The organism is Neisseria leonii (assembly GCF_028776105.2).
GTDB lineage: Bacteria > Pseudomonadota > Gammaproteobacteria > Burkholderiales > Neisseriaceae > Neisseria > Neisseria leonii.
In genome coordinates this window covers 1,088,194-1,109,254 of sequence record NZ_CP145606.1, presented here as the reverse complement: position 1 = coordinate 1,109,254, position 21,061 = coordinate 1,088,194, and the positions used below count along the sequence as shown (strand labels likewise).

Here is a 21,061-nt window from a genome sequence, read left to right as displayed (position 1 = left end):
TGTAGGTCGAATACCCCGTATCCGACATTTCTGTTTGAGATGTCGGATTTATTTGAGATGTCGGATTCAAGAATCCGACCTACTGAAATGCCGCAATGTTGAAAAATGTCGGATACAGAGTATCCGACCTACACGGTTTGCGGCGGGGCCGGTAGGTCGGATTTTTAAATCCGACATAGATCGGTATGGCGGCTGTTTCAGACGGCCTCGGCAGTCAGACGGTTTGCGAGTAGGCGGCCTGTGTGGTTTTGTGGCGCAGGTGGTAGTCGAAGACCATGGCGATGTTGCGGATCAGGAAGCGGCCTTTGGGGGTAACGTGCAGGTTGTCGGGTGTCAGCTGCAGCAGGCCTTGCTGTTCCATGCGGTGCAGGTCGGCCAGTTCGGTGGCGAAGTAGTCGGCGAAGGTAATGCTGTGGGCGGTTTCGTATGCGGGTATGTCAAGTGAGAAACGGCACATCAGTTCTTGAATCAGGGCGCGGCGCAGAAGGTCGTCGCGGTTGAGGGTGTATCCGCGCAGAACGGGCAGGCGGCCTTGATCGATGGCGGCGTAGTAGGCCTCGATGTCTTTTTCGTTTTGGATATAGGCGTTGCCGATTTTGCCGATGCCGGATACGCCGAGCGCAATCAGGTCGCAGTCGGCATGGGTGGAGTAGCCTTGGAAATTGCGTTGCAGACGGCCGTTTTTCAGGGCGGCAGCCAGTTCGTCTCCGGGTTTGGCGAAATGGTCCATACCGATAAACAGATAGCCTGCGGCAGTCAGCCGTTCGACAGCGTATTGCAGAATGTCGAGTTTGGTTTCGCTGTCGGGTACGGCGGCGGTATCGATGCGCCGCTGGGGTTTGAAAAGGTGGGGCAGGTGGGCGTAGTGGTAAAGGGCAAGGCGGTCGGGATCGAGATCGAGAACGGTGTCGAGTGTGGCTGCAATGCCGGAAACGGATTGGTGCGGCAGGCCGTAAATCAAATCGACGCTCACGGATTGGAAACCCGTTTCGCGTGCGGCTTCGATAACGGCGCGGGTTTCTGCCACACTCTGAATGCGGTTTACCGCCCGCTGTACTTGGGGATCGAAATCCTGAATGCCCACGCTCATGCGGTTGAAGCCCAGTCGGCCGAGGTGGCGGACGGTTTCGCGGCTGACTTTGCGCGGGTCGATTTCGATGGAATATTCGCCGTCGGGCAGCAGGTCGAAATGGCGGCGGATCAGGGCGAATGCGCGTTCCAGCTGGCTGTCGTTGAGGAATGTGGGTGTGCCGCCACCGAAATGCAGTTGCGCCAAGGGCTGTCTGCCGCCGCCCAAATGCGGTGCAATCAGAGCCATTTCGTGTTCCAGATAGTCGAGATAGGTATCGGCGCGGGCGGTGTCTTTGGTGATGATTTTATTGCAGCCGCAGTAGTAGCAGATGGTGTTGCAAAACGGAATGTGGATATACAGCGACAGCGGTCGGCCGCTGCGGCGCAGGGTGAGTGTGGAGCGGTATTGCTCTTGGCCGAAAGCGGCGGTAAAGCGGTCGGCAGTGGGATAAGAGGTATAGCGCGGGCCGCTGGCGGGCAGGGCGGCAATCAGGGCGCGGTCGAATACGGGTTTTTCCTGACCGGAGATGATGGGAATGGTTTTCATGGCGGGTTTGTGCGGTGTATTTTGTCGTAATGATTAGGCGCAGTTGTGCCGGGTTTGGTAGAATGGCAGAAAAGTGTTATCAGCACCTTGACGTGTATCAACTGCATTTGGGCAGAATCGCGTGCGGTGTCGGAGGTTTTATGTCGAAACGCCAGCTTTTACAGCCTTTGAAAGCATTGTGTTCCACCTGCTCGCTGCGCGAATTGTGCCTGCCCGTGGGGCTGGATCCGAATGAGTTCGAGCAGTTGGACGCGGTCATCAGGCAGAGCCGCCGTCTGAAAAAGGGCGAAGTGCTGTTTCGTGCCGGTGAGGCGTTTGCGTCGCTGTATGCGATACGCACCGGTTTTTTCAAAACCATTCTGGGCAGCCGCGACGGCCGCGATCAGGTAACGGGTTTTTTTATGTCGGGCGAGCTGATCGGTATGGACGGGATTTGTTCGCACCTGCATACCTGCGATGCGGTGGCCTTGGAAGACAGCGAAGTGTGCGAGCTGCCGTTTGACCGCTTGGAGGAACTGGGCAGCCGCATTCCCGGGGTGCAGAGTCATTTTTTCCGCCTGATGAGCCGTGAAATCGTGCGCGATCAGGGCGTGATGCTGCTGTTGGGCAATATGCGTTCGGAAGAGCGGCTGGCATCGTTTCTGCTCAATTTGTCGCAACGGCTGCACAAGCGCGGTTTTGCCGCCAATGATTTTATTCTGCGTATGTCGCGCGAGGAAATCGGCAGCTATCTCGGCCTGAAATTGGAAACGGTCAGCCGTACTTTGTCGAAATTTCACCATGACGGTCTGATTGCAGTCGATCACAAGCATATCAGGCTTTTGGACACGGCAGCTTTGAACAAGATGGTGGCGGGCTGTACGGCTTCCTGTTGAGGGGAAACAGGCCGTCTGAAAAACGTCTGCCTGCCAAGCACGATAAAAAATGCCGGATTGTTTTCCGGCATTTTTTCGCACATGGACACCGCATCAGTTTTTCCGGCGGGCGCGGAGGATTTCAATCAGGGCAGGCAGGACGGAAATGACGATAATCGCCGCCAGCACCAAACCCAAATTGTTTTTGACGACCGGCAGGTTGGCGAAAAAATAGCCCGCATAGGAAAACAGCACCACCCACAATACCGCGCCGATAATGTTGTAGCGGATAAATTTGGCATAATCCATATCGGCCATGCCGGCAACAAACGGGGCAAAGGTACGCACAATTGGTACGAAGCGGGCGATGATGATGGTTTTGCCGCCGTATTTTTCGTAAAACGCATGGGTTTTGTCCAAATAGCTGCGGCGGAAGATTTTGGAATCGGGGTCGGCAAACAGCCGCGCGCCGAAATATTTGCCGACGGCAAAATTGACTGCGTCGCCGATAATCGCCGCTGCCAGCAGCAGCAGTACCATCACATGAATATTCATGCCGCCCACTGCCGCAATACCGCCGGCGGCAAACAGCAGCGAATCGCCCGGCAGAAACGGTGTCACCACCAAGCCGGTTTCGCAGAAAACAATCAGAAACAGAATGGCGTAAATCCACAGGCCGTATTGTGCGGAAAGTGCGGCCAGATGTTGGTCGATATTGAGGATAAAGTCGATAATCGCGGTCATCATAGTCATATTCGGCAGGCCGTCTGAAAACGCTCGGGCGGCGGTTCAGACGGCCTGTAAAGAAAAATAGTCAGGCTGCATTCTAAGGCAAAAAAGCGCGGTTTGCGTAGGGAGGAAGGTTTAAACGGCAGGTAAAAAAACGTACAATATCTGCCGTTTTCCCTTAAAGGCCTGCGGTGAACCAGCTTATTTTCGATTTTGTCAGCCGCGACTATCCCGGTTTCGACAGCTTTCTCGGTGCATCCAATGATGAACTGCTGCATATCCTGCAACAGCAGTCGGAGCAGTTTGTGTATGTCTGGGGGCAGCCGGGCAGCGGGAAAAGCCACCTGTTGCGCGCATGGGTGGCGCAGGCCGGGCAGCGCGGCGCACGGGCGGCATATGTCGATGCGGCAAACGATGTGCTGACCGACCGCGCCTTAGATGCCGATTATCTGGCTGTCGATCAAATCGAACAACTCAATACCGCCGAGCAGGCGCTGCTGTTTGAAATTTTCAACCGTGCCCGCAACAGCGGCAAAGGCTTCCTGCTGTTTTCCGCTGATGTACCGCCCGCCCGGCTGACCATACGCGAAGATTTGCGTACGCGCATGGGTTACTGTCTGGTTTATGATGTCAAGCCCTTAAACGACGATGAAAAAATTCGCGCTTTGGCCGAAATGGCAGCCGCGCGCCAATTAAATGTTGATCATGAAATTTTCGCCTACCTGCTCAACCATTGGCGGCGCGATATGGACAGTCTGGTAAAAATGCTGGATACACTGACCCATTACACTGCCACCATGCGCCGACCGCTCACATTACCGCTCTTGCGCCAACTGCTCAAACAGGAACAGTCATGACCAAACTCGCCATCTTCGATCTCGACAATACACTCATCAACACCGATTCCGATCATGCCTGGCCGCAGTATTTAATGAAAAAAGGTTTGGTCGATATCGAATATACCCGCGCCCAAAACGATAAATTTTATCGCGACTACCAGCAAGGCCGTCTGAATATCGATGAATTTCTCGCCTTTCATCTGGCTCCGCTCAGCCGGTTCAGCCAAGAAGAGCTGGCCGTCATGCACCGCGAATTTACCGCCGAATTTATCGAACCCTTTATCACGCCGATGCAGCGTACTTTGGTGGACAGTCACCGCGCCGCAGGCGATGAATTGCTGGTCATTTCCTCCACCAACGAATTCATCATCAGCCCGATTTGCCGCCTGTTCGGCATCGACAACATTATCGGTACCCAATTGGAAACCGGTGCGGACGGCCGTTACACCGGCCGGTATATCGGCACACCCAGTTTGAAAGAAGGCAAAATCACCCGCCTGAACGAATGGCTCGCCGCACGCGGTCAAACCTTGGCGGACTATGAAACCGTTTATTTTTACAGCGACTCGAAAAACGATTTGCCGCTGCTGCGCAAGGTATCCTCCCCCGTTGCCGTCAATCCCGATGAGGTGCTGGCCGCCGAAGCCGCAGAAAAAGGCTGGCCGGTTTTGTATTTCAAATAACAGCCGACTCAATACAGCCAAAAAAACATGAGGCCGTCTGAACCGCGAATACAGACGGCCTATTTGCAATTCGACCGAATGCCGGACGTATCCGGCATTACCTAAGAATCGGGCAAAAAAGCCCTAGCATTCATAGATACTTAATTTGAGCACGTCCCCGTTTTTTGGTGGTGGGATGTTTTTTTAAAGGCGCATGTCGGATACCTGTATCCGACATTTTCTTTCTGCCCTTTACTTCCTACCTTTCCTACCTTATTTCCAGATTTCCAGATTTCCAGATTTCCAGATTTCCCTCTTTTTATCCGGCAGCCATAGCAGACTAACCTGCACAGAGGCCGGCGGAAGGGAGATTTTTCGGATGGGGGATTTTGCTGAAAACCAAACTGCCAAATAAAGCCGGGATTTGGGAGGCCGCAAGCCGGCGGTACCGAACGGTTACCCGTTATTACGGATGCGCCCGTCCCGAGCCCCTGGGCTTCCGCCTTATGCGTCGGGAGAAGCCCCATCAAAGCGTGCACAGAAGCCGCGACCATAGAAGCCCGATAAAGGGTGCATATAAAATCCATATAAAATAGAGATTTGAAAGATTGACTGTCACGTTTTGGTAAAAAACCGGTTGGAGTGCTTGCATTTTTGTTTATGTGGGGGTATAGTGTTGTTCTTCGCTGCTTCTGCGGCGGGTTATTTTGGTTTGATTGAAAAAAGATTTTGACTTTTTTAAATTGCGTGCTAAAATAATCGTCTTTGCTCTTTAACAAACAGATTACCGATAAGTGTGAGTGCGCGAGCCTCACACTGCGACAAAAACAGACAGGATAGATTTATTTATCCTTGTCGGTTTCTTTGAAGCAGACCAGAAGTTAAAAAGTTAGAGATTGAACATAAGAGTTTGATCCTGGCTCAGATTGAACGCTGGCGGCATGCTTTACACATGCAAGTCGGACGGCAGCACAGAGAAGCTTGCTTCTTGGGTGGCGAGTGGCGAACGGGTGAGTAACATATTGGAACGTACCGGGTAATGGGGGATAACTAATCGAAAGATTAGCTAATACCGCATACGTCCTGAGGGAGAAAGCGGGGGCTCTTCGGACCTCGCGTTATTCGAGCGGCCAATATCTGATTAGCTGGTTGGTGGGGTAAAGGCCTACCAAGGCGACGATCAGTAGCGGGTCTGAGAGGATGATCCGCCACACTGGGACTGAGACACGGCCCAGACTCCTACGGGAGGCAGCAGTGGGGAATTTTGGACAATGGGGGCAACCCTGATCCAGCCATGCCGCGTGTCTGAAGAAGGCCTTCGGGTTGTAAAGGACTTTTGTCAGGGAAGAAAAGGGCGATGTTAATACCGTTGCCTCATGACGGTACCTGAAGAATAAGCACCGGCTAACTACGTGCCAGCAGCCGCGGTAATACGTAGGGTGCGAGCGTTAATCGGAATTACTGGGCGTAAAGCGGGCGCAGACGGTTTGTTAAGCAGGATGTGAAATCCCCGGGCTCAACCTGGGAACTGCGTTCTGAACTGGCAGGCTAGAGTGTGTCAGAGGGGGGTAGAATTCCACGTGTAGCAGTGAAATGCGTAGAGATGTGGAGGAATACCGATGGCGAAGGCAGCCCCCTGGGATAACACTGACGTTCATGCCCGAAAGCGTGGGTAGCAAACAGGATTAGATACCCTGGTAGTCCACGCCCTAAACGATGTCGATTAGCTGTTGGGGTGCTTGACACCTTAGTAGCGTAGCTAACGCGTGAAATCGACCGCCTGGGGAGTACGGTCGCAAGATTAAAACTCAAAGGAATTGACGGGGACCCGCACAAGCGGTGGATGATGTGGATTAATTCGATGCAACGCGAAGAACCTTACCTGGTCTTGACATGTACGGAAGAACTCAGAGACGAGTTTGTGCCTTCGGGAGCCGTAACACAGGTGCTGCATGGCTGTCGTCAGCTCGTGTCGTGAGATGTTGGGTTAAGTCCCGCAACGAGCGCAACCCTTGTCATTAGTTGCCATCATTTGGTTGGGCACTCTAATGAGACTGCCGGTGACAAACCGGAGGAAGGTGGGGATGACGTCAAGTCCTCATGGCCCTTATGACCAGGGCTTCACACGTCATACAATGGTCGGTACAGAGGGTAGCCAAGCCGCGAGGCGGAGCCAATCCCACAAAACCGATCGTAGTCCGGATTGCACTCTGCAACTCGAGTGCATGAAGTCGGAATCGCTAGTAATCGCAGGTCAGCATACTGCGGTGAATACGTTCCCGGGTCTTGTACACACCGCCCGTCACACCATGGGAGTGGGGGATACCAGAAGCAGATAGGGTAACCGCAAGGGGCCCGTTTGCCACGGTATGTTTCATGACTGGGGTGAAGTCGTAACAAGGTAGCCGTAGGGGAACCTGCGGCTGGATCACCTCCTTTCTAGAGAAAAGAAGAGGCTCGGGCACCCACACTTATCGGTAATCAGAGAATGCGGAAGAAGCAGGCCGTCTGAAAGAGTATCATTGATGATGACCGGTTTCTTTACAGGACATGGGTTTGTAGCTCAGGTGGTTAGAGCACACGCTTGATAAGCGTGGGGTCGTAGGTTCAAGTCCTACCAGACCCACCATCATACAGCAAGACACTGGGGGCATAGCTCAGTTGGTAGAGCACCTGCTTTGCAAGCAGGGGGTCATCGGTTCGATCCCGTTTGCCTCCACCACAAGCCTGCCGGATACAGACTTTACAAATCAAAGAAAGCTGCTAGAATGCGCAGCTTGCTTTTATTTGCGAAGTTGAAAAAACACCGCATCGATCTTTAACAAATTGGAAAGCCGAAATCAACAAACAAAGACACTGTCTGATTTGGTTTGAAATACTGATGCAACAGTATTTCAGGCGTAAAACAAATCGGAACAGAATTTGGGTGATGATTGTATCAAGTAGTTTGTGGAAGACAAAAGGCACAAACTACTCACAACAAAGCAGTAAGCTTTATCAGAGTAGAGAATTTAAGTTTTACCGGGTAGTCAACGCCGGGTAAGGCGAAGTCGAAAGGTTCTTCAAATGATAGAGTCAAGTGAATAAGTGCATCAGGTGGATGCCTTGGCGATGATAGGCGACGAAGGACGTGTAAGCCTGCGAAAAGCATCGGGGAGCTGGCAATAGAGCTATGATCCGGTGATATCCGAATGGGGAAACCCACACAGCAATGTGTATCCTGGTCTGAATCCATAGGACTAGCGAAGCGAACCCGGAGAACTGAACCATCTAAGTACCCGGAGGAAAAGAAATCAACCGAGATTCCGCAAGTAGTGGCGAGCGAAAGCGGAGGAGCCTGTATACGATAGCGCTTGAAATAGAAGAACGAGTTGGAAAGCTCGGCCATAGTGGGTGACAGCCCCGTATTCGAAATTTCAAGCGTGGTACTGAGTATACGAGAAGTAGGGCGGGACACGAGAAATCCTGTCTGAAGATGGGGGGACCATCCTCCAAGGCTAAATACTCATCATCGACCGATAGTGAACCAGTACCGTGAGGGAAAGGCGAAAAGAACCCCGGGAGGGGAGTGAAACAGAACCTGAAACCTGATGCATACAAACAGTGGGAGCGGACTTGTTCCGTGACTGCGTACCTTTTGTATAATGGGTCAACGACTTACATTCAGTAGCGAGCTTAACCGGATAGGGGAGGCGTAGGGAAACCGAGTCTTAATAGGGCGGATAGTTGCTGGGTGTAGACCCGAAACCGAGTGATCTATCCATGGCCAGGATGAAGGTGCGGTAACACGCACTGGAGGTCCGAACCCACGCATGTTGCAAAATGCGGGGATGAGCTGTGGATAGGGGTGAAAGGCTAAACAAACTCGGAGATAGCTGGTTCTCCCCGAAAACTATTTAGGTAGTGCCTCGAGTAAGAGACTGATGGGGGTAAAGCACTGTTATGGCTAGGGGGTCATTGCGACTTACCAACCCATGGCAAACTAAGAATACCATCAAGTTGTTCCTCGGGAGACAGACATCGGGTGCTAACGTCCGGTGTCGAGAGGGAAACAACCCAGACCGCCAGCTAAGGTCCCAAATGACAGATTAAGTGGTAAACGAAGTGGGAAGGCCCAGACAGCCAGGATGTTGGCTTAGAAGCAGCCATCATTTAAAGAAAGCGTAATAGCTCACTGGTCGAGTCGTCCTGCGCGGAAGATGTAACGGGGCTCAAATCTGTAACCGAAGCTGCGGATACCGTAAGGTATGGTAGGGGAGCGTTCTGTAGGCCGTAGAAGGTGCATTGAGAAGTGTGCTGGAGGTATCAGAAGTGCGAATGTTGACATGAGTAGCGATAAAGCGGGTGAAAAGCCCGCTCGCCGAAAGCCCAAGGTTTCCTACGCAACGTTCATCGGCGTAGGGTGAGTCGGCCCCTAAGGCGAGGCAGAAATGCGTAGTCGATGGGAAACGGGTTAATATTCCCGTACTTTGATTCAATGCGATGTGGGGACGGAGAAGGTTAGGTTGGCAGACTGTTGGAATAGTCTGTTTAAGCCGGTAGGTGGAAGACTTAGGCAAATCCGGGTCTTCATAACACCGAGAAGTGACGACGAGTGTCCACGGACACGAAGCAACCGATACCACGCTTCCAGGAAAAGCCGCTAAGCTTCAGTTGAATCAGAACCGTACCGCAAACCGACACAGGTGGGCAGGATGAGAATTCTAAGGCGCTTGAGAGAACTCGGGAGAAGGAACTCGGCAAATTGATACCGTAACTTCGGGAGAAGGTATGCCCTTTGACGTTAAGCCCTTGCGGTGTAAGCGTTGGAGGGTCGCAGAGAATCGGTGGCTGCGACTGTTTATTAAAAACACAGCACTCTGCTAACACGAAAGTGGACGTATAGGGTGTGACGCCTGCCCGGTGCTGGAAGGTTAATTGAAGATGTGAGAGCATCGGATCGAAGCCCCAGTAAACGGCGGCCGTAACTATAACGGTCCTAAGGTAGCGAAATTCCTTGTCGGGTAAGTTCCGACCCGCACGAATGGCGTAACGATGGCCACACTGTCTCCTCCCGAGACTCAGCGAAGTTGAAATGGTTGTGAAGATGCAATCTCCCCGCTGCTAGACGGAAAGACCCCGTGAACCTTTACTGTAGCTTTGCATTGGACTTTGAAGTCACTTGTGTAGGATAGGTGGGAGGCTTTGAAGCAGAGACGCCAGTTTCTGTGGAGCCGTCCTTGAAATACCACCCTGGTGGCTTTGAGGTTCTAACCCAGGTCCGTGATCCGGATCGGGGACCGTGCATGGTAGGCAGTTTGACTGGGGCGGTCTCCTCCCAAAGCGTAACGGAGGAGTTCGAAGGTTACCTAGGTCCGGTCGGAAATCGGACTGATAGTGCAATGGCAAAAGGTAGCTTAACTGCGAGACCGACAAGTCGAGCAGGTGCGAAAGCAGGACATAGTGATCCGGTGGTTCTGAATGGAAGGGCCATCGCTCAACGGATAAAAGGTACTCCGGGGATAACAGGCTGATTCCGCCCAAGAGTCCATATCGACGGCGGAGTTTGGCACCTCGATGTCGGCTCATCACATCCTGGGGCTGTAGTCGGTCCCAAGGGTATGGCTGTTCGCCATTTAAAGTGGTACGTGAGCTGGGTTTAAAACGTCGTGAGACAGTTTGGTCCCTATCTGCAGTGGGCGTTGGAAGTTTGACGGGGGCTGCTCCTAGTACGAGAGGACCGGAGTGGACGAACCTCTGGTGTACCGGTTGTGACGCCAGTCGCATCGCCGGGTAGCTAAGTTCGGAAGAGATAAGCGCTGAAAGCATCTAAGCGCGAAACTCGCCTGAAGATGAGACTTCCCTGAGGGTTTAACCCTCCTGAAGGGTCGTTGTAGACCACAACGTTGATAGGTCGGGTGTGGAAGCGCGGCAACGCGTGCAGCTAACCGATACTAATTGCCCGTGAGGCTTGACTCTATCATTTGAAGCACTTTGATGCTCAAAGATTAAGCTTACTGATGAAATACTTCATCACCAGTTGATTAAACAATAAATAAACGCAACAGCGTAACGGCTTTCCGGTTTGTACAGTTTATGTCTGGCGGCCATAGCGGTTTGGTCCCACGCCTTCCCATCCCGAACAGGACCGTGAAACGAACCAGCGCCGATGATAGTGTGGATGCCCATGTGAAAGTAGGTCACCGCCAGACACCAATTCAGAACCCCTGCACAATGTGCGGGGGTTTGCTTTTATGTGCTGATTTATGGCAGCTTGGGCGGAAAATGAAAGTGCAGACCGGGGAATGAGGGAGGGGGAGTAGGTCGGATACGGGTATCCGGCACTGTGCTGAATATCCTTTGATTCTCAAATATCAATCACCCCGTGTCGGATTCAAGAATCCGACCTACGCGGTTCAGACGGCCTGAGGTAGGCGGGGTGTTGGTGATGGCTGTGTAGCGGAAGCCGCAGGCGGGTAGGGCGGGGATTGGGGTCAGGCTGGTTGGGGCTGAAAGTGCAGTGCCGTGATATAGTATCAGTGCAGAAACACTGCTTGCTGTTTTCTGTGCATGAATATCATAGGAGGAGAAATCATGAGTACTGTTATCGGTTTGGCTGACCGCCCATGGCATCTGTCTTACCAAAAATTCCACATCGCCAACCAGATAACCCGGCCTGACGGTGTGGAAACGCTGGTCGATTATTTGGATTACCTGTTTGCCAAACAGAGCGGGAAAACGGCGTTTACATGTGCGGGTGTTTCGCTGACGTTTGATGAGTTGGCGTACCACAGCCGCATTTTGGCGGCGCATTTGCAACAGTCGGGTTTGCGGTCGGGCGATAAAGTGGCCGTGATGATGCCGAATATTCTGCATTATCCGATTGCCATGGCGGCGGTTATCCGTGCAGGGTTGGTGCTGGTCAATGTGAATCCGCTTTATACGGCACGGGAGTTGCTGCATCAATTGAATGATGCGCAGGCCAAAGCCCTGATTGTTGCCGGGCATTTTTCCGGGACGGTGGAAGAGATTATCGGGCAGACGGCAGTGGAATATGTGGTTAAGACTGCCGGTACGCGGGATTTTTGCGACTGTTTCGGCGAACTGCTTCCCGCAGACGGCAGCCGGTATATACGGCCGGAGATCAGCGGTACCGATGTCGCACTGCTGCAATACACAGGCGGTACAACCGGTGTGGCGAAAGGTGCCATGCTGACCCATCAAGGCTTGATTGCCAATATTTATCAGCTGGACGCCGTTGTCGGTAGGGAATTGGACGGCAGCAACGGCTATATCTTAACTGCCTTGCCGCTGTACCATATTTTTGCTTTTTCGGTTTGTGTTCTGTTCGGTATGCAGGCAGGGTTGGCCAACCTGCTGGTTCCCAATCCCAGAGATCTGGCCGCTCTGGTTCAAGCAGTGCAGACGTACAAGCCCGTTATGATTCCTGCCGTCAATACGCTGTTTAATGCTTTGTTGTCCGACAGCGGTTTTTGCCGTATGGATCACAGCCATGTCAAACTGTGCGTCGGCGGCGGTATGGCTATTCTGAATGATACGGCCGAACGTTGGGCGGCAGTAGTCGGCAAACCGATTATCGAAGGTTGCGGATTGTCGGAAACCGGTACCGTCATTTCGGTCAATCCGCCGGCAGCCGGTTATACCGCGAGTATCGGCATCCCCCTGCCGCTGACGGATATTCGGATTGCCGATGAGGGCGGAGCAGAGTGTCCGCCCGGCGTGAGCGGGGAAATCTGTGTGGCAGGCCCGCAGGTGATGAAGGCTTATTGGCGGCGGGAGCACGAGCGCAATGAATATATGACGCCGGACGGTTATTTCAAAACCGGCGACATCGGCGTGATGGACGAAGCGGGCTTTATCAAAATCATCGACCGCAAAAAAGATGTGATAAATGTTTCGGGATTTAATGTTTATCCCAGCGAAATAGAAAGAGTGTTTTCTGCCCACCCCGATATCCGGGAATGTTGTGCCGTCGGCGTGCCGGACGGCCGCAGCGGCGAGGCCGTCAAACTGTTTGTTGTCGGTGTGGCCGGTTCACCGGATTCAGACGGCCTGAAAGCCTGGGGCAGACAGTATCTGACTGCCTACAAGTTGCCGAAATATATTGAATGGATTGATGAAATACCCAAATCGGCTGTCGGGAAGATTCTGCGTAAAAATTTAAAAGCGTAAACGGACGGTGTTGATTTTGAGATTTGCGGGCTTGGGCCGTCGTGCGGGCAGCAGGCATGATTCGGCGTGTTTTCAGACGGCCTCGGTCTTAAAGATACTTGACAAATGTTAAGTTTAGTTTCATGTTTGCTGTGCTGTCTGATTTGATTTTTTGTGAGGAGAGAATATGACAAACACATCTTCTGTTTCTGCGGCCCTCCGGCAGGTTGTCAAGGTTCTGGGGGGGGGTATTGCATTGAGTCTGGCGGCCTGTGGCGGCGGTCAGGCGGAACAGGCTGCTTCTTCGGCTGCATCTGTGCAGACTGCAAGCCGGGACGGCAGCCGTGTAACGATTAACAACGGCATGGAACCGTCTACGCTGGATCCGCACAAGAGCGGCGATATGCCCGCGTTTGCAGTACAGCGCCAGTTGTTTGAAGGTTTGGTCAGCAATGATCCGCAAGGATTGCCGGTTCCCGGTCTGGCCGAGCGGTGGGAAACCGAAGACAATAAAATTTGGACGTTCTATCTGCGTGAGGCCAAATGGAGTAACGGCGATCCCATTACTGCCGATGATTTTGTTTACAGCCTGCGCCGCCTGACGGATCCGGCCACGGCGGGCGATTACGGCTCTTATCTGGCAGATGCGAAAGTGCTGAATGCTGCCGAAATCAATGCGGGCAAGGCTGCTGCCGATACTTTGGGCGTGCGTGCGCTGGATGCGGGAACCCTGCAAATCACGCTGACTGAGGCCGTGCCGTATCTGCCGGAAATGCTGATGCTGCCTTCAACGTTCCCCGTGCACCGCAAAACGGTAGAAACATACGGAGATAAATGGACCCTGCCGGAAAATATTGTGGTCAGCGGTGCGTATCAATTGAAAGAGTGGGTAGTCAACGGCCATATTCTGTTGGCGCGCAACCGGCACTATTACAACGACAGTGCAACCCGAATCGGCGAAGTGATGCTGCTGCCGTTGGATTCGACCGCAGCAGTCAGCCGCTTTCAAGCCGGAGAAATCGATTTGACCGGCGTGCCGCCGGAGCGTTTTGCCGAATTGAGCAAAGCCTACCCCGATGCAGTCAAAACCAACCCCCGCCTGTGTACCTCTTATATGGAATTTAACGGCAGGCGGCAGCCGTTCGACAATGTCAATGTACGCCGTGCCGTATCGATGGCATTGAACCGCGAAGTGATGGCGGAAAAAGTGCTCGGCCGGGGCGAAACGGCGGCCTACCAATTCCTGCCGCCGGCCATTAACGGCTATGTGCAGGCATGGCCGGAGTGGGCGCGGTGGGATATGGCCAAGCGTGGCGCGGCGGCATCGGAGCTTTTGGCGCAGGCCGGGTTTACGGCGGAAAAACCGCTGGAAATCGAACTGCTGTACAGTACCAGCGAAGCGGGCAAACGCTTGGTAAGCGCAGCTTCTTCCTTATGGCAGGAAGCCGTTCCCGCCATCCGTATCCGGCCGGTCAATCAGGAGTGGAAAACCTTTCTGGATACGCGCAAAGCAGGCAAATTCGGCCTGTCGTTTTGGTCTTGGTGTGCCGACTATAACGAACCTTCTACGTTCCTGAATGTTTTCCGCAGCAATAATGCCAATAATGCTTCCGGTTTTTCCAGCCGCGATTATGATGCACTGCTGGACCGTTCTTTGGAAGCGGGGCTGACTCCGGCCCAGCGCGGCGAAGTGTACCGCGAAGCCGAGAAAATGGTCGGCGAGGCCTATCCTGCGGTCTTTGTATACAACATGGTGGCCAGCAGTCTGGTCAATCCGAAGTTGCGCGGTTATTCGCCCGAAGATGCGACTGCGTCATGGCTGGTAAAAAACTGGTCGTTTGAAGGCGCCCGATAAGGGGCGGCTGCCTTGAACCGGCAGCCGCTTTCGTATAAAATGCCTTGCTTCTTCGGTCGGTACGGCATGATGCCGTCTGTACCGGCAAGCACGCATCGGCCCGATTCGGGGTGTCGGCGTGCTTTTTACCATCTGCGAAGACGATGGCACATCATGGCGGCGGCAGGCGTTGCCGCGAGCGCGATCAATGAAGGATTCCGATATGACCCAACCCGCAATTTTAGTCTTGGCCGACGGCAGCATCTTCCACGGCACCTCCATCGGCTATCAAGGCAGCACTTCCGGCGAAGTGGTGTTCAATACTTCCATGACCGGCTATCAGGAAATCCTGACCGACCCTTCCTATACCAAGCAAATCGTTACCCTGACTTATCCGCACATCGGCAATACCGGTGCCAATGCGGAAGATGTGGAAAGCGGCAGAATCTATGCCGCCGGCCTGATTATCCGTGACCTGCCGCTGCTGCACAGCAATTTCCGCAGTGCCGAAAGCCTGCACGACTATCTGGTGCGCCACCAAACCGTCGCCATTGCCGACATCGATACCCGCCGCCTGACCCGTATTCTGCGCGACAAAGGTGCGCAGGCGGGCGCGATTCTGACCGGCGCCGATGCGTCGGAAGACAAAGCCCGCGCGCTGATTGCCGAATTCGGCAGCATGGTGGGCAAGGATTTGGCCAAAGAAGTAACCTGCACACAAAGCTACGAATGGACGGAAGGCGAATGGAAGCTGGGCGAGGGTTTCAGACGGCCTGACAGCCAGCCCTATCATGTGGCGGCTTACGATTTCGGCGTGAAAACCAATATCCTGCGTATGCTGGCCGAGCGCGGCTGCCGCCTGACCGTCGTTCCGGCGCAAACGCCTGCGGCGGAAGTGCTGGCGATGAATCCCGACGGCGTGTTCCTGTCCAACGGGCCGGGCGACCCCGAACCCTGTGACTATGCCGTTGCCGCCATCCGCGAGATTCTGGCGGCGAAAAAACCGCTGTTCGGCATCTGTCTGGGGCATCAATTATTGGGGCTGGCCGGCGGCGCGAAAACCGGCAAAATGCCGTTCGGTCATCACGGCGCCAACCACCCCGTGCAGGATTTGGACAGCGGCCGTGTACTGATTACCAGCCAGAACCACGGCTTCCAAATCGATGAAAACACGCTGCCTGCCAATATGCGCGTAACCCACCGCTCGCTGTTCGACGGCACGGTGCAGGGCATCGAGCTGACCGACCAGGCCGCATTCAGCTTCCAAGGCCACCCCGAAGCCAGCCCCGGCCCGCATGATGTGGCTTATCTGTTTGACCGCTTTATCGACAGCATGAAACAGGCACGCGGATAAGCGGGCGGAGCAGGGCGGTTCGGCAGAAAGGCCGTCTGAAACAGGTTGCGATATTTGGTTTGCAGCATTGACGGTAGCGGTACAGCCGCTGCAACAGCTGCATCAGGCAATATGATTTTGAATGTTGGAACGGAGGCATGACGATGCGTTTATTATTGGCGATTTTTCTTCCCTGGCTGCAATTTTTCACCATCGGGCGACCGTTTGCCGGAATCGTCTGCCTGATTCTGCAAATCACCCTGATCGGCTGGATTCCCGCCGCGATTTGGTCGGTGTATGCGTTGAGCCAGTATAAAACCGACCAAAAAATCCGTAAGGCGGTGGGCAGGTAAGTCAAATGGCCGATATGGGACGGGGCTGCATTCCTTGTGCGGCGGACGTCTGCGTAGCGTACGGCCGACAGCCTGAGCAGAATTGCCGACGGCTAAACAAGGCAGCCCGCAGCAGTCAAAAGTCAGGCTGACGGCAGGCCGTCTGAAATCGGGGGCAGGATACGGCAGACGGCGGGGCAGGCCGTAGCATTGGGAGGCGGATAACCAGAAAGCAGCTGTCGGAATCCGCCAAGGTGCCGATCCCCTTCCCATGAAAACAGAAGCTGCGAAAAAGAGGATTATGGGCGCAGACAAGTCGGGTTCTTTTGATTTTAACGGTGTCAATAAGGAACTCGAACCGGGCTGACGCAAGTGATGATGACAGTGGTTCAAAGATACTGTGAAATTTTGTAGGCTCCTTCGAGCTTGTAATATATAAGGCCGTCTGAAATGTTCGGTATTACCGATTTTGCCACCTACATCATCGGCGTGTTTGCCATTATTCTGCTGCCCGGCCCCAACTCGATGTACTGCCTGACCGTAGCGGGGCGGTACGGAGCGCAAGCCGCTTACCGTGCGGTGGCTGCGGTTTTGCTCGGCGACAGCCTGCTGATGCTGGCGGCCGCTTTGGGGGCGGGCACGGTACTGAAACTCTATCCCGCCCTGTTCCAAGCCGTGCAGCTGGTCGGCGGACTGTATCTGGCCTATCTGGGCTGGAACCTGCTGCGCCATGCCGTCAAAAAATGGCATATGCCTCCGCCCGCAACGGCCGGCGGACAGGACGGCACACCGGGCGGAGGCGGTGGAATTTTCCGCCGTGCCCTGCTGCTGAGCCTGATGAACCCGAAGGCCATACTGTTTTTCCTGTCGTTCTTTATCCAGTTTGTCGATCCGGCCTATCCGTATCCCGGCCTGTCCTTCCTGATACTGGCCGCCGTGCTGCAACTGGTGAGTTTCGGCTATCTGACGGTACTGGTGTTTGCCGGCCGCCGTCTGACCCGAACCTTCCGCCGCCGCACCAAAACCGCCGCCACCGGCATGGCCGCCGTCGGCCTGCTGTTTATCGGCTTTGCCGTCAAAATGTGGACAGGGTAGGTCGGATTTTTAAATCCGACGATTGGGATTGCGGCAGCGGCAGTGATTCAGACGGCTTGTTGTGATTGTCGGATAACAAGTATCCGACCTACGCTTGTCGGGAAACGGCAGCAAGGCTTTTCAGACGCAGCAATGCCGGTTGGGCTGGCACTGAAATAACAACGCGGATACGGTTGCATAAGTAGGTCGGATTTTTAAATCCGACAATCCACCACAGAAACAACGGCAGGCCCAACCGTTTCAGGCAGGCATGAAACAGTTTGCCGGATATCGGTATCCGACCTACATTTAATTACTAACGTATTATTTTTAATTAAAAATTGAATTTATTTTGCTTAATAACTTAATAAATTGAAGAGAAAGACCCACCATGCCCAAACGTACCGACCTTAAATCCATCTTAATCATCGGCGCCGGTCCCATCGTTATCGGTCAGGCCTGCGAATTCGACTATTCGGGCGCACAAGCCTGCAAAGCCTTGCGTGAGGAAGGCTATAAAGTCATTCTGGTGAACTCCAATCCCGCCACGATTATGACCGACCCCGATATGGCCGATGTTACCTATATCGAGCCGATTATGTGGCAGACGGTGGAGAAGATTATCGCCAAAGAACGCCCCGATGCGGTGCTGCCGACGATGGGCGGGCAGACGGCCTTGAACTGTGCGCTGGATTTGGCGCGAAACGGTGTGCTGGCGAAATACAACGTTGAATTAATCGGCGCGACGGAAGACGCCATCGACAAAGCCGAAGACCGCGGCCGTTTCAAGGAAGCGATGGAAAAAATCGGCCTGAATACGCCCAAATCCTTTGTCTGCCACACCATGAACGAAGCCCTGCGCGCGCAGGAAGAAGTGGGCTTCCCGACGCTGATCCGTCCGTCTTTCACCATGGGCGGCTCGGGCGGCGGCATTGCCTACAATAAAGACGAATTTACCGCCATTTGCGAACGCGGTTTCGATGCTTCGCCCACGCATGAATTATTGATTGAACAGTCCGTACTCGGCTGGAAAGAGTACGAGATGGAAGTGGTGCGCGATAAAAACGACAACTGCATCATCATCTGCTCGATTGAAAACTTCGACCCGATGGGCGTGCACACCGGCGACAGCATCACGGTTGCGCCCGCACAGACGCTGACCGACAAAGAATACCAAATCATGCGCAATGCGAGTTTGGCAGTATTGCGCGAAATCGGCGTGGACACGGGCGGCTCGAACGTGCAGTTTGCGGTGAACCCCGCTAACGGCGAAATGATTGTGATTGAGATGAACCCGCGCGTGAGCCGCTCTTCCGCGCTGGCTTCCAAAGCCACGGGCTTTCCGATTGCCAAAGTGGCGGCCAAACTGGCGGTGGGCTTTACGTTGGATGAATTGCGCAACGACATCACCGGCGGGCGCACCCCCGCATCGTTCGAGCCGGCCATCGATTATGTGGTGACCAAAATCCCGCGTTTTGCCTTTGAAAAATTCCCCGCCGCCGACGACCGCTTAACCACGCAGATGAAATCGGTCGGCGAAGTGATGGCGATGGGGCGCACCATTCAGGAATCGATGCAGAAAGCCCTGCGCGGTTTGGAAACCGGCCTGTGCGGCTTCAACCCGAAAACCGCCGACAAAGCCGAAATCCGCCGCGAGCTGGCCAACCCCGGCCCCGATCGTATCCTGTATGTGGCCGATGCTTTCCGTGCGGGCTTCACCATCGCCGAAATCCACGAAATCTGCGCCATTGATCCGTGGTTTTTGGCGCAAATCGAAGACATCGTGGCCGAAGAGCAAAAAGTGGTTTCAGGCAGCCTGAACGGTTTGGACTACGCCGCTTTACGCCGTCTGAAACGCAAAGGCTTTTCCGACAAGCGCATCGCGCAATTGTTGGACATCAGCGAAAAAGCCGTGCGCGACCACCGCTATGCGCTGAACCTGCACCCTGTGTACAAACGCGTGGACACCTGCGCGGCCGAGTTTGCCACCGATACGGCCTATCTGTATTCCACTTATGAAGAAGAGTGCGAGGCGAGGCCGTCTGAAAACCGCAAAGTGATGATTCTCGGCGGCGGCCCCAACCGCATCGGGCAGGGCATCGAGTTCGACTACTGCTGCGTCCATGCCGCGCTGGCACTGCGCGAAAGCGGTTTTGAAACCATTATGGTCAACTGCAACCCCGAAACCGTGTCCACCGATTTCGATACTTCCGACCGCCTCTACTTCGAGCCGCTGACGCTGGAAGACGTGCTGGAAATCGTGCGCACCGAAAACCCGTGGGGCGTGATTGTGCATTACGGCGGCCAAACCCCGCTGAAACTGGCGAATGCTTTGGTGGAAAACGGCGTGAACATCATCGGCACGTCCGCCGATTCGATCGATGCCGCCGAAGACCGCGAACGTTTCCAGAAAGTACTCAACGATTTGGGCCTGCGCCAGCCGCCGAACCGCACCGCGCGAAATGAAGAAGAGGCTTTGGTGTTAGCCGAAGAAATCGGCTATCCGCTGGTGGTGCGCCCGTCCTATGTACTCGGCGGCCGCGCCATGCAGGTGGTGCATTCGGCCGAACAGCTGAAAACCTATATGCGCGAGGCGGTGCAGGTATCCGAAGACAGCCCCGTTTTGCTGGATTTCTTCCTGAACAATGCGATTGAAGTCGATGTGGACTGCGTTTCAGACGGCCAAACCGTTGTCATCGGCGGCATCATGCAGCACGTTGAACAGGCCGGTATCCACTCGGGCGATTCAGGCTGCTCGCTGCCGCCGTATTCATTGAGCTCGGAAATCCAAGACGAAATCCGCCGTCAGACAGTGGCGATGGCCAAGGCTTTGGACGTGATCGGCCTGATGAACGTGCAGTTTGCCGTGCAGGACGGCGTGGTGTTCGTACTCGAAGTGAACCCGCGCGCCAGCCGCACCGTGCCGTTCGTATCCAAAGCCACCGGCGTGCCGCTGGCGAAAGTGGGCGCACGTGCGATGGCGGGTATTTCGCTGAGCGGGCAGGGCGTGGAAAAAGAAGTCGTACCCGATTTTTACGCCGTCAAAGAAGCCGTGTTCCCGTTTATCAAATTTCCCGGCGTGGACACCATTCTCGGCCCCGAAATGCGCTCCACCGGCGAAGTGATGGGCGTGGGTGCGACATTCAGCGAAGCCTATCTGAAATCCCAGCTGGCTGCGGGCGAGCGTATGCCTGCTACGGGTAAAGTCTTCCTGGCCGTGCGCGACGAAGACAAACCGCTGGTGGTGCAGACGGCGAAAAACTTCCAAGCCTTGGGCTACGGCCTGTGCGCCACGCGCGGCACGGCGGCCTATCTGGCCGGACACGGCATCACCGTTCAGGTGGTGAATAAAGTTTTGGAAGGCCGCCCGCATATTGTCGATGCGATTAAAAACGGCGAAATCGCGCTGGTGGTGAACACCGTCGGCAGCGATGCGCAGTCGGTCGCCGACAGCCACAGCATCCGCCGCACCGCGCTGACCGCCCGCGTGCCGCAATACACCACCATCGCCGGCGGCGAAGCCATGAGCGAAGGCGTGAAAAGCCTGAATGCCATGGGCGTGTACAGCGTGCAGGAACTGCACGGGCGGTTGAAAAAGTAAGGCCTGTCTGCATTTAAAGGCCGTCTGAAAACAG

11 protein-coding genes, 2 tRNA genes and 3 rRNA genes are annotated in these 21,061 nt (G+C 54.5%); 14 read left to right on the top strand and 2 right to left on the bottom strand.

Going from position 1 to position 21,061, the window contains the following annotated elements:
• Positions 1 to 214: 214 nt before the first annotated feature.
• On the bottom strand, positions 215 to 1,618 hold the full coding sequence (gene hemN, locus ORY85_RS05320; RefSeq protein ID WP_274572701.1) for an oxygen-independent coproporphyrinogen III oxidase: 1,404 nt from the start codon (positions 1,616 to 1,618) through the stop codon (positions 215 to 217).
• A 140-nt stretch (positions 1,619 to 1,758) separates the two neighbouring features.
• Here hemN and fnr point away from each other — a divergent pair, with 140 nt between their 5' ends.
• Positions 1,759 to 2,493 (top strand): fumarate/nitrate reduction transcriptional regulator Fnr, encoded by a 735-nt coding sequence (gene fnr, locus ORY85_RS05315; protein WP_274572700.1) that lies wholly within the window; start codon positions 1,759 to 1,761, stop codon positions 2,491 to 2,493.
• Positions 2,494 to 2,586: 93 nt separating this feature from the next.
• On the opposite strand, the gene ORY85_RS05310 is transcribed toward fnr, so the two are convergent.
• Complete coding sequence (locus ORY85_RS05310) at positions 2,587 to 3,219, bottom strand: DedA family protein (protein ID WP_274572723.1); 633 nt, start codon at positions 3,217 to 3,219, stop codon at positions 2,587 to 2,589.
• A gap of 173 nt (positions 3,220 to 3,392) precedes the next feature.
• On the opposite strand from ORY85_RS05310, the gene hda reads away from it, so the two are divergent.
• The 13 genes from hda (at position 3,393) to carB (ending at position 21,027) form a co-directional block, all read left to right on the top strand.
• Positions 3,393 to 4,058, top strand: a complete 666-nt coding sequence (gene hda, locus ORY85_RS05305; protein WP_274572699.1) for a DnaA regulatory inactivator Hda — start codon at positions 3,393 to 3,395, stop codon at positions 4,056 to 4,058.
• Positions 4,055 to 4,723, top strand: coding sequence for an HAD family phosphatase (locus ORY85_RS05300; protein WP_274572698.1), 669 nt, complete (start codon positions 4,055 to 4,057; stop codon positions 4,721 to 4,723). The genes hda and ORY85_RS05300 overlap by 4 nt, the downstream gene beginning before the upstream one ends.
• 877 nt (positions 4,724 to 5,600) lie before the next feature.
• Positions 5,601 to 7,141 (top strand): 16S ribosomal RNA (locus ORY85_RS05295).
• Positions 7,142 to 7,254: 113 nt separating this feature from the next.
• Positions 7,255 to 7,331, top strand: a tRNA-Ile gene (locus ORY85_RS05290).
• Positions 7,332 to 7,348: 17 nt separating this feature from the next.
• A tRNA-Ala gene (locus ORY85_RS05285) sits at positions 7,349 to 7,424 on the top strand.
• 351 nt (positions 7,425 to 7,775) lie between these two features.
• Positions 7,776 to 10,660 (top strand): 23S ribosomal RNA (locus tag ORY85_RS05280).
• Positions 10,661 to 10,780: 120 nt separating this feature from the next.
• Positions 10,781 to 10,893: ribosomal RNA gene (rrf, locus tag ORY85_RS05275) — 5S ribosomal RNA — on the top strand.
• The 16S, 23S and 5S rRNA genes sit together here with 2 tRNA genes alongside, the layout of an rRNA operon.
• Before the next feature lie 382 nt (positions 10,894 to 11,275).
• On the top strand, positions 11,276 to 12,874 hold the full coding sequence (locus ORY85_RS05270; protein ID WP_274571013.1) for an AMP-binding protein: 1,599 nt from the start codon (positions 11,276 to 11,278) through the stop codon (positions 12,872 to 12,874).
• A gap of 166 nt (positions 12,875 to 13,040) precedes the next feature.
• Positions 13,041 to 14,708 carry a peptide ABC transporter substrate-binding protein gene (locus tag ORY85_RS05265; protein WP_274571014.1) on the top strand — a complete coding sequence of 556 codons (1,668 nt, stop codon included), beginning with the start codon at positions 13,041 to 13,043 and terminating at the stop codon, positions 14,706 to 14,708.
• A gap of 202 nt (positions 14,709 to 14,910) precedes the next feature.
• A complete protein-coding gene (gene carA / locus ORY85_RS05260; RefSeq protein ID WP_274571015.1) occupies positions 14,911 to 16,041 on the top strand; it encodes a glutamine-hydrolyzing carbamoyl-phosphate synthase small subunit in 1,131 nt (376 codons plus the stop codon).
• A 143-nt stretch (positions 16,042 to 16,184) separates the two neighbouring features.
• Positions 16,185 to 16,373 carry a YqaE/Pmp3 family membrane protein gene (locus ORY85_RS05255; RefSeq protein WP_274571016.1) on the top strand — a complete coding sequence of 63 codons (189 nt, stop codon included), beginning with the start codon at positions 16,185 to 16,187 and terminating at the stop codon, positions 16,371 to 16,373.
• Between the two features lie 429 nt (positions 16,374 to 16,802).
• Complete coding sequence (gene leuE / locus ORY85_RS05250) at positions 16,803 to 17,447, top strand: leucine efflux protein LeuE (RefSeq protein WP_274571017.1); 645 nt, start codon at positions 16,803 to 16,805, stop codon at positions 17,445 to 17,447.
• A gap of 370 nt (positions 17,448 to 17,817) precedes the next feature.
• The gene (carB, locus tag ORY85_RS05245) at positions 17,818 to 21,027 is read left to right on the top strand and encodes a carbamoyl-phosphate synthase large subunit (protein ID WP_274571018.1); all 3,210 of its coding nucleotides are present in this window, start codon (positions 17,818 to 17,820) and stop codon (positions 21,025 to 21,027) included.
• Positions 21,028 to 21,061 lie beyond the last annotated feature (34 nt).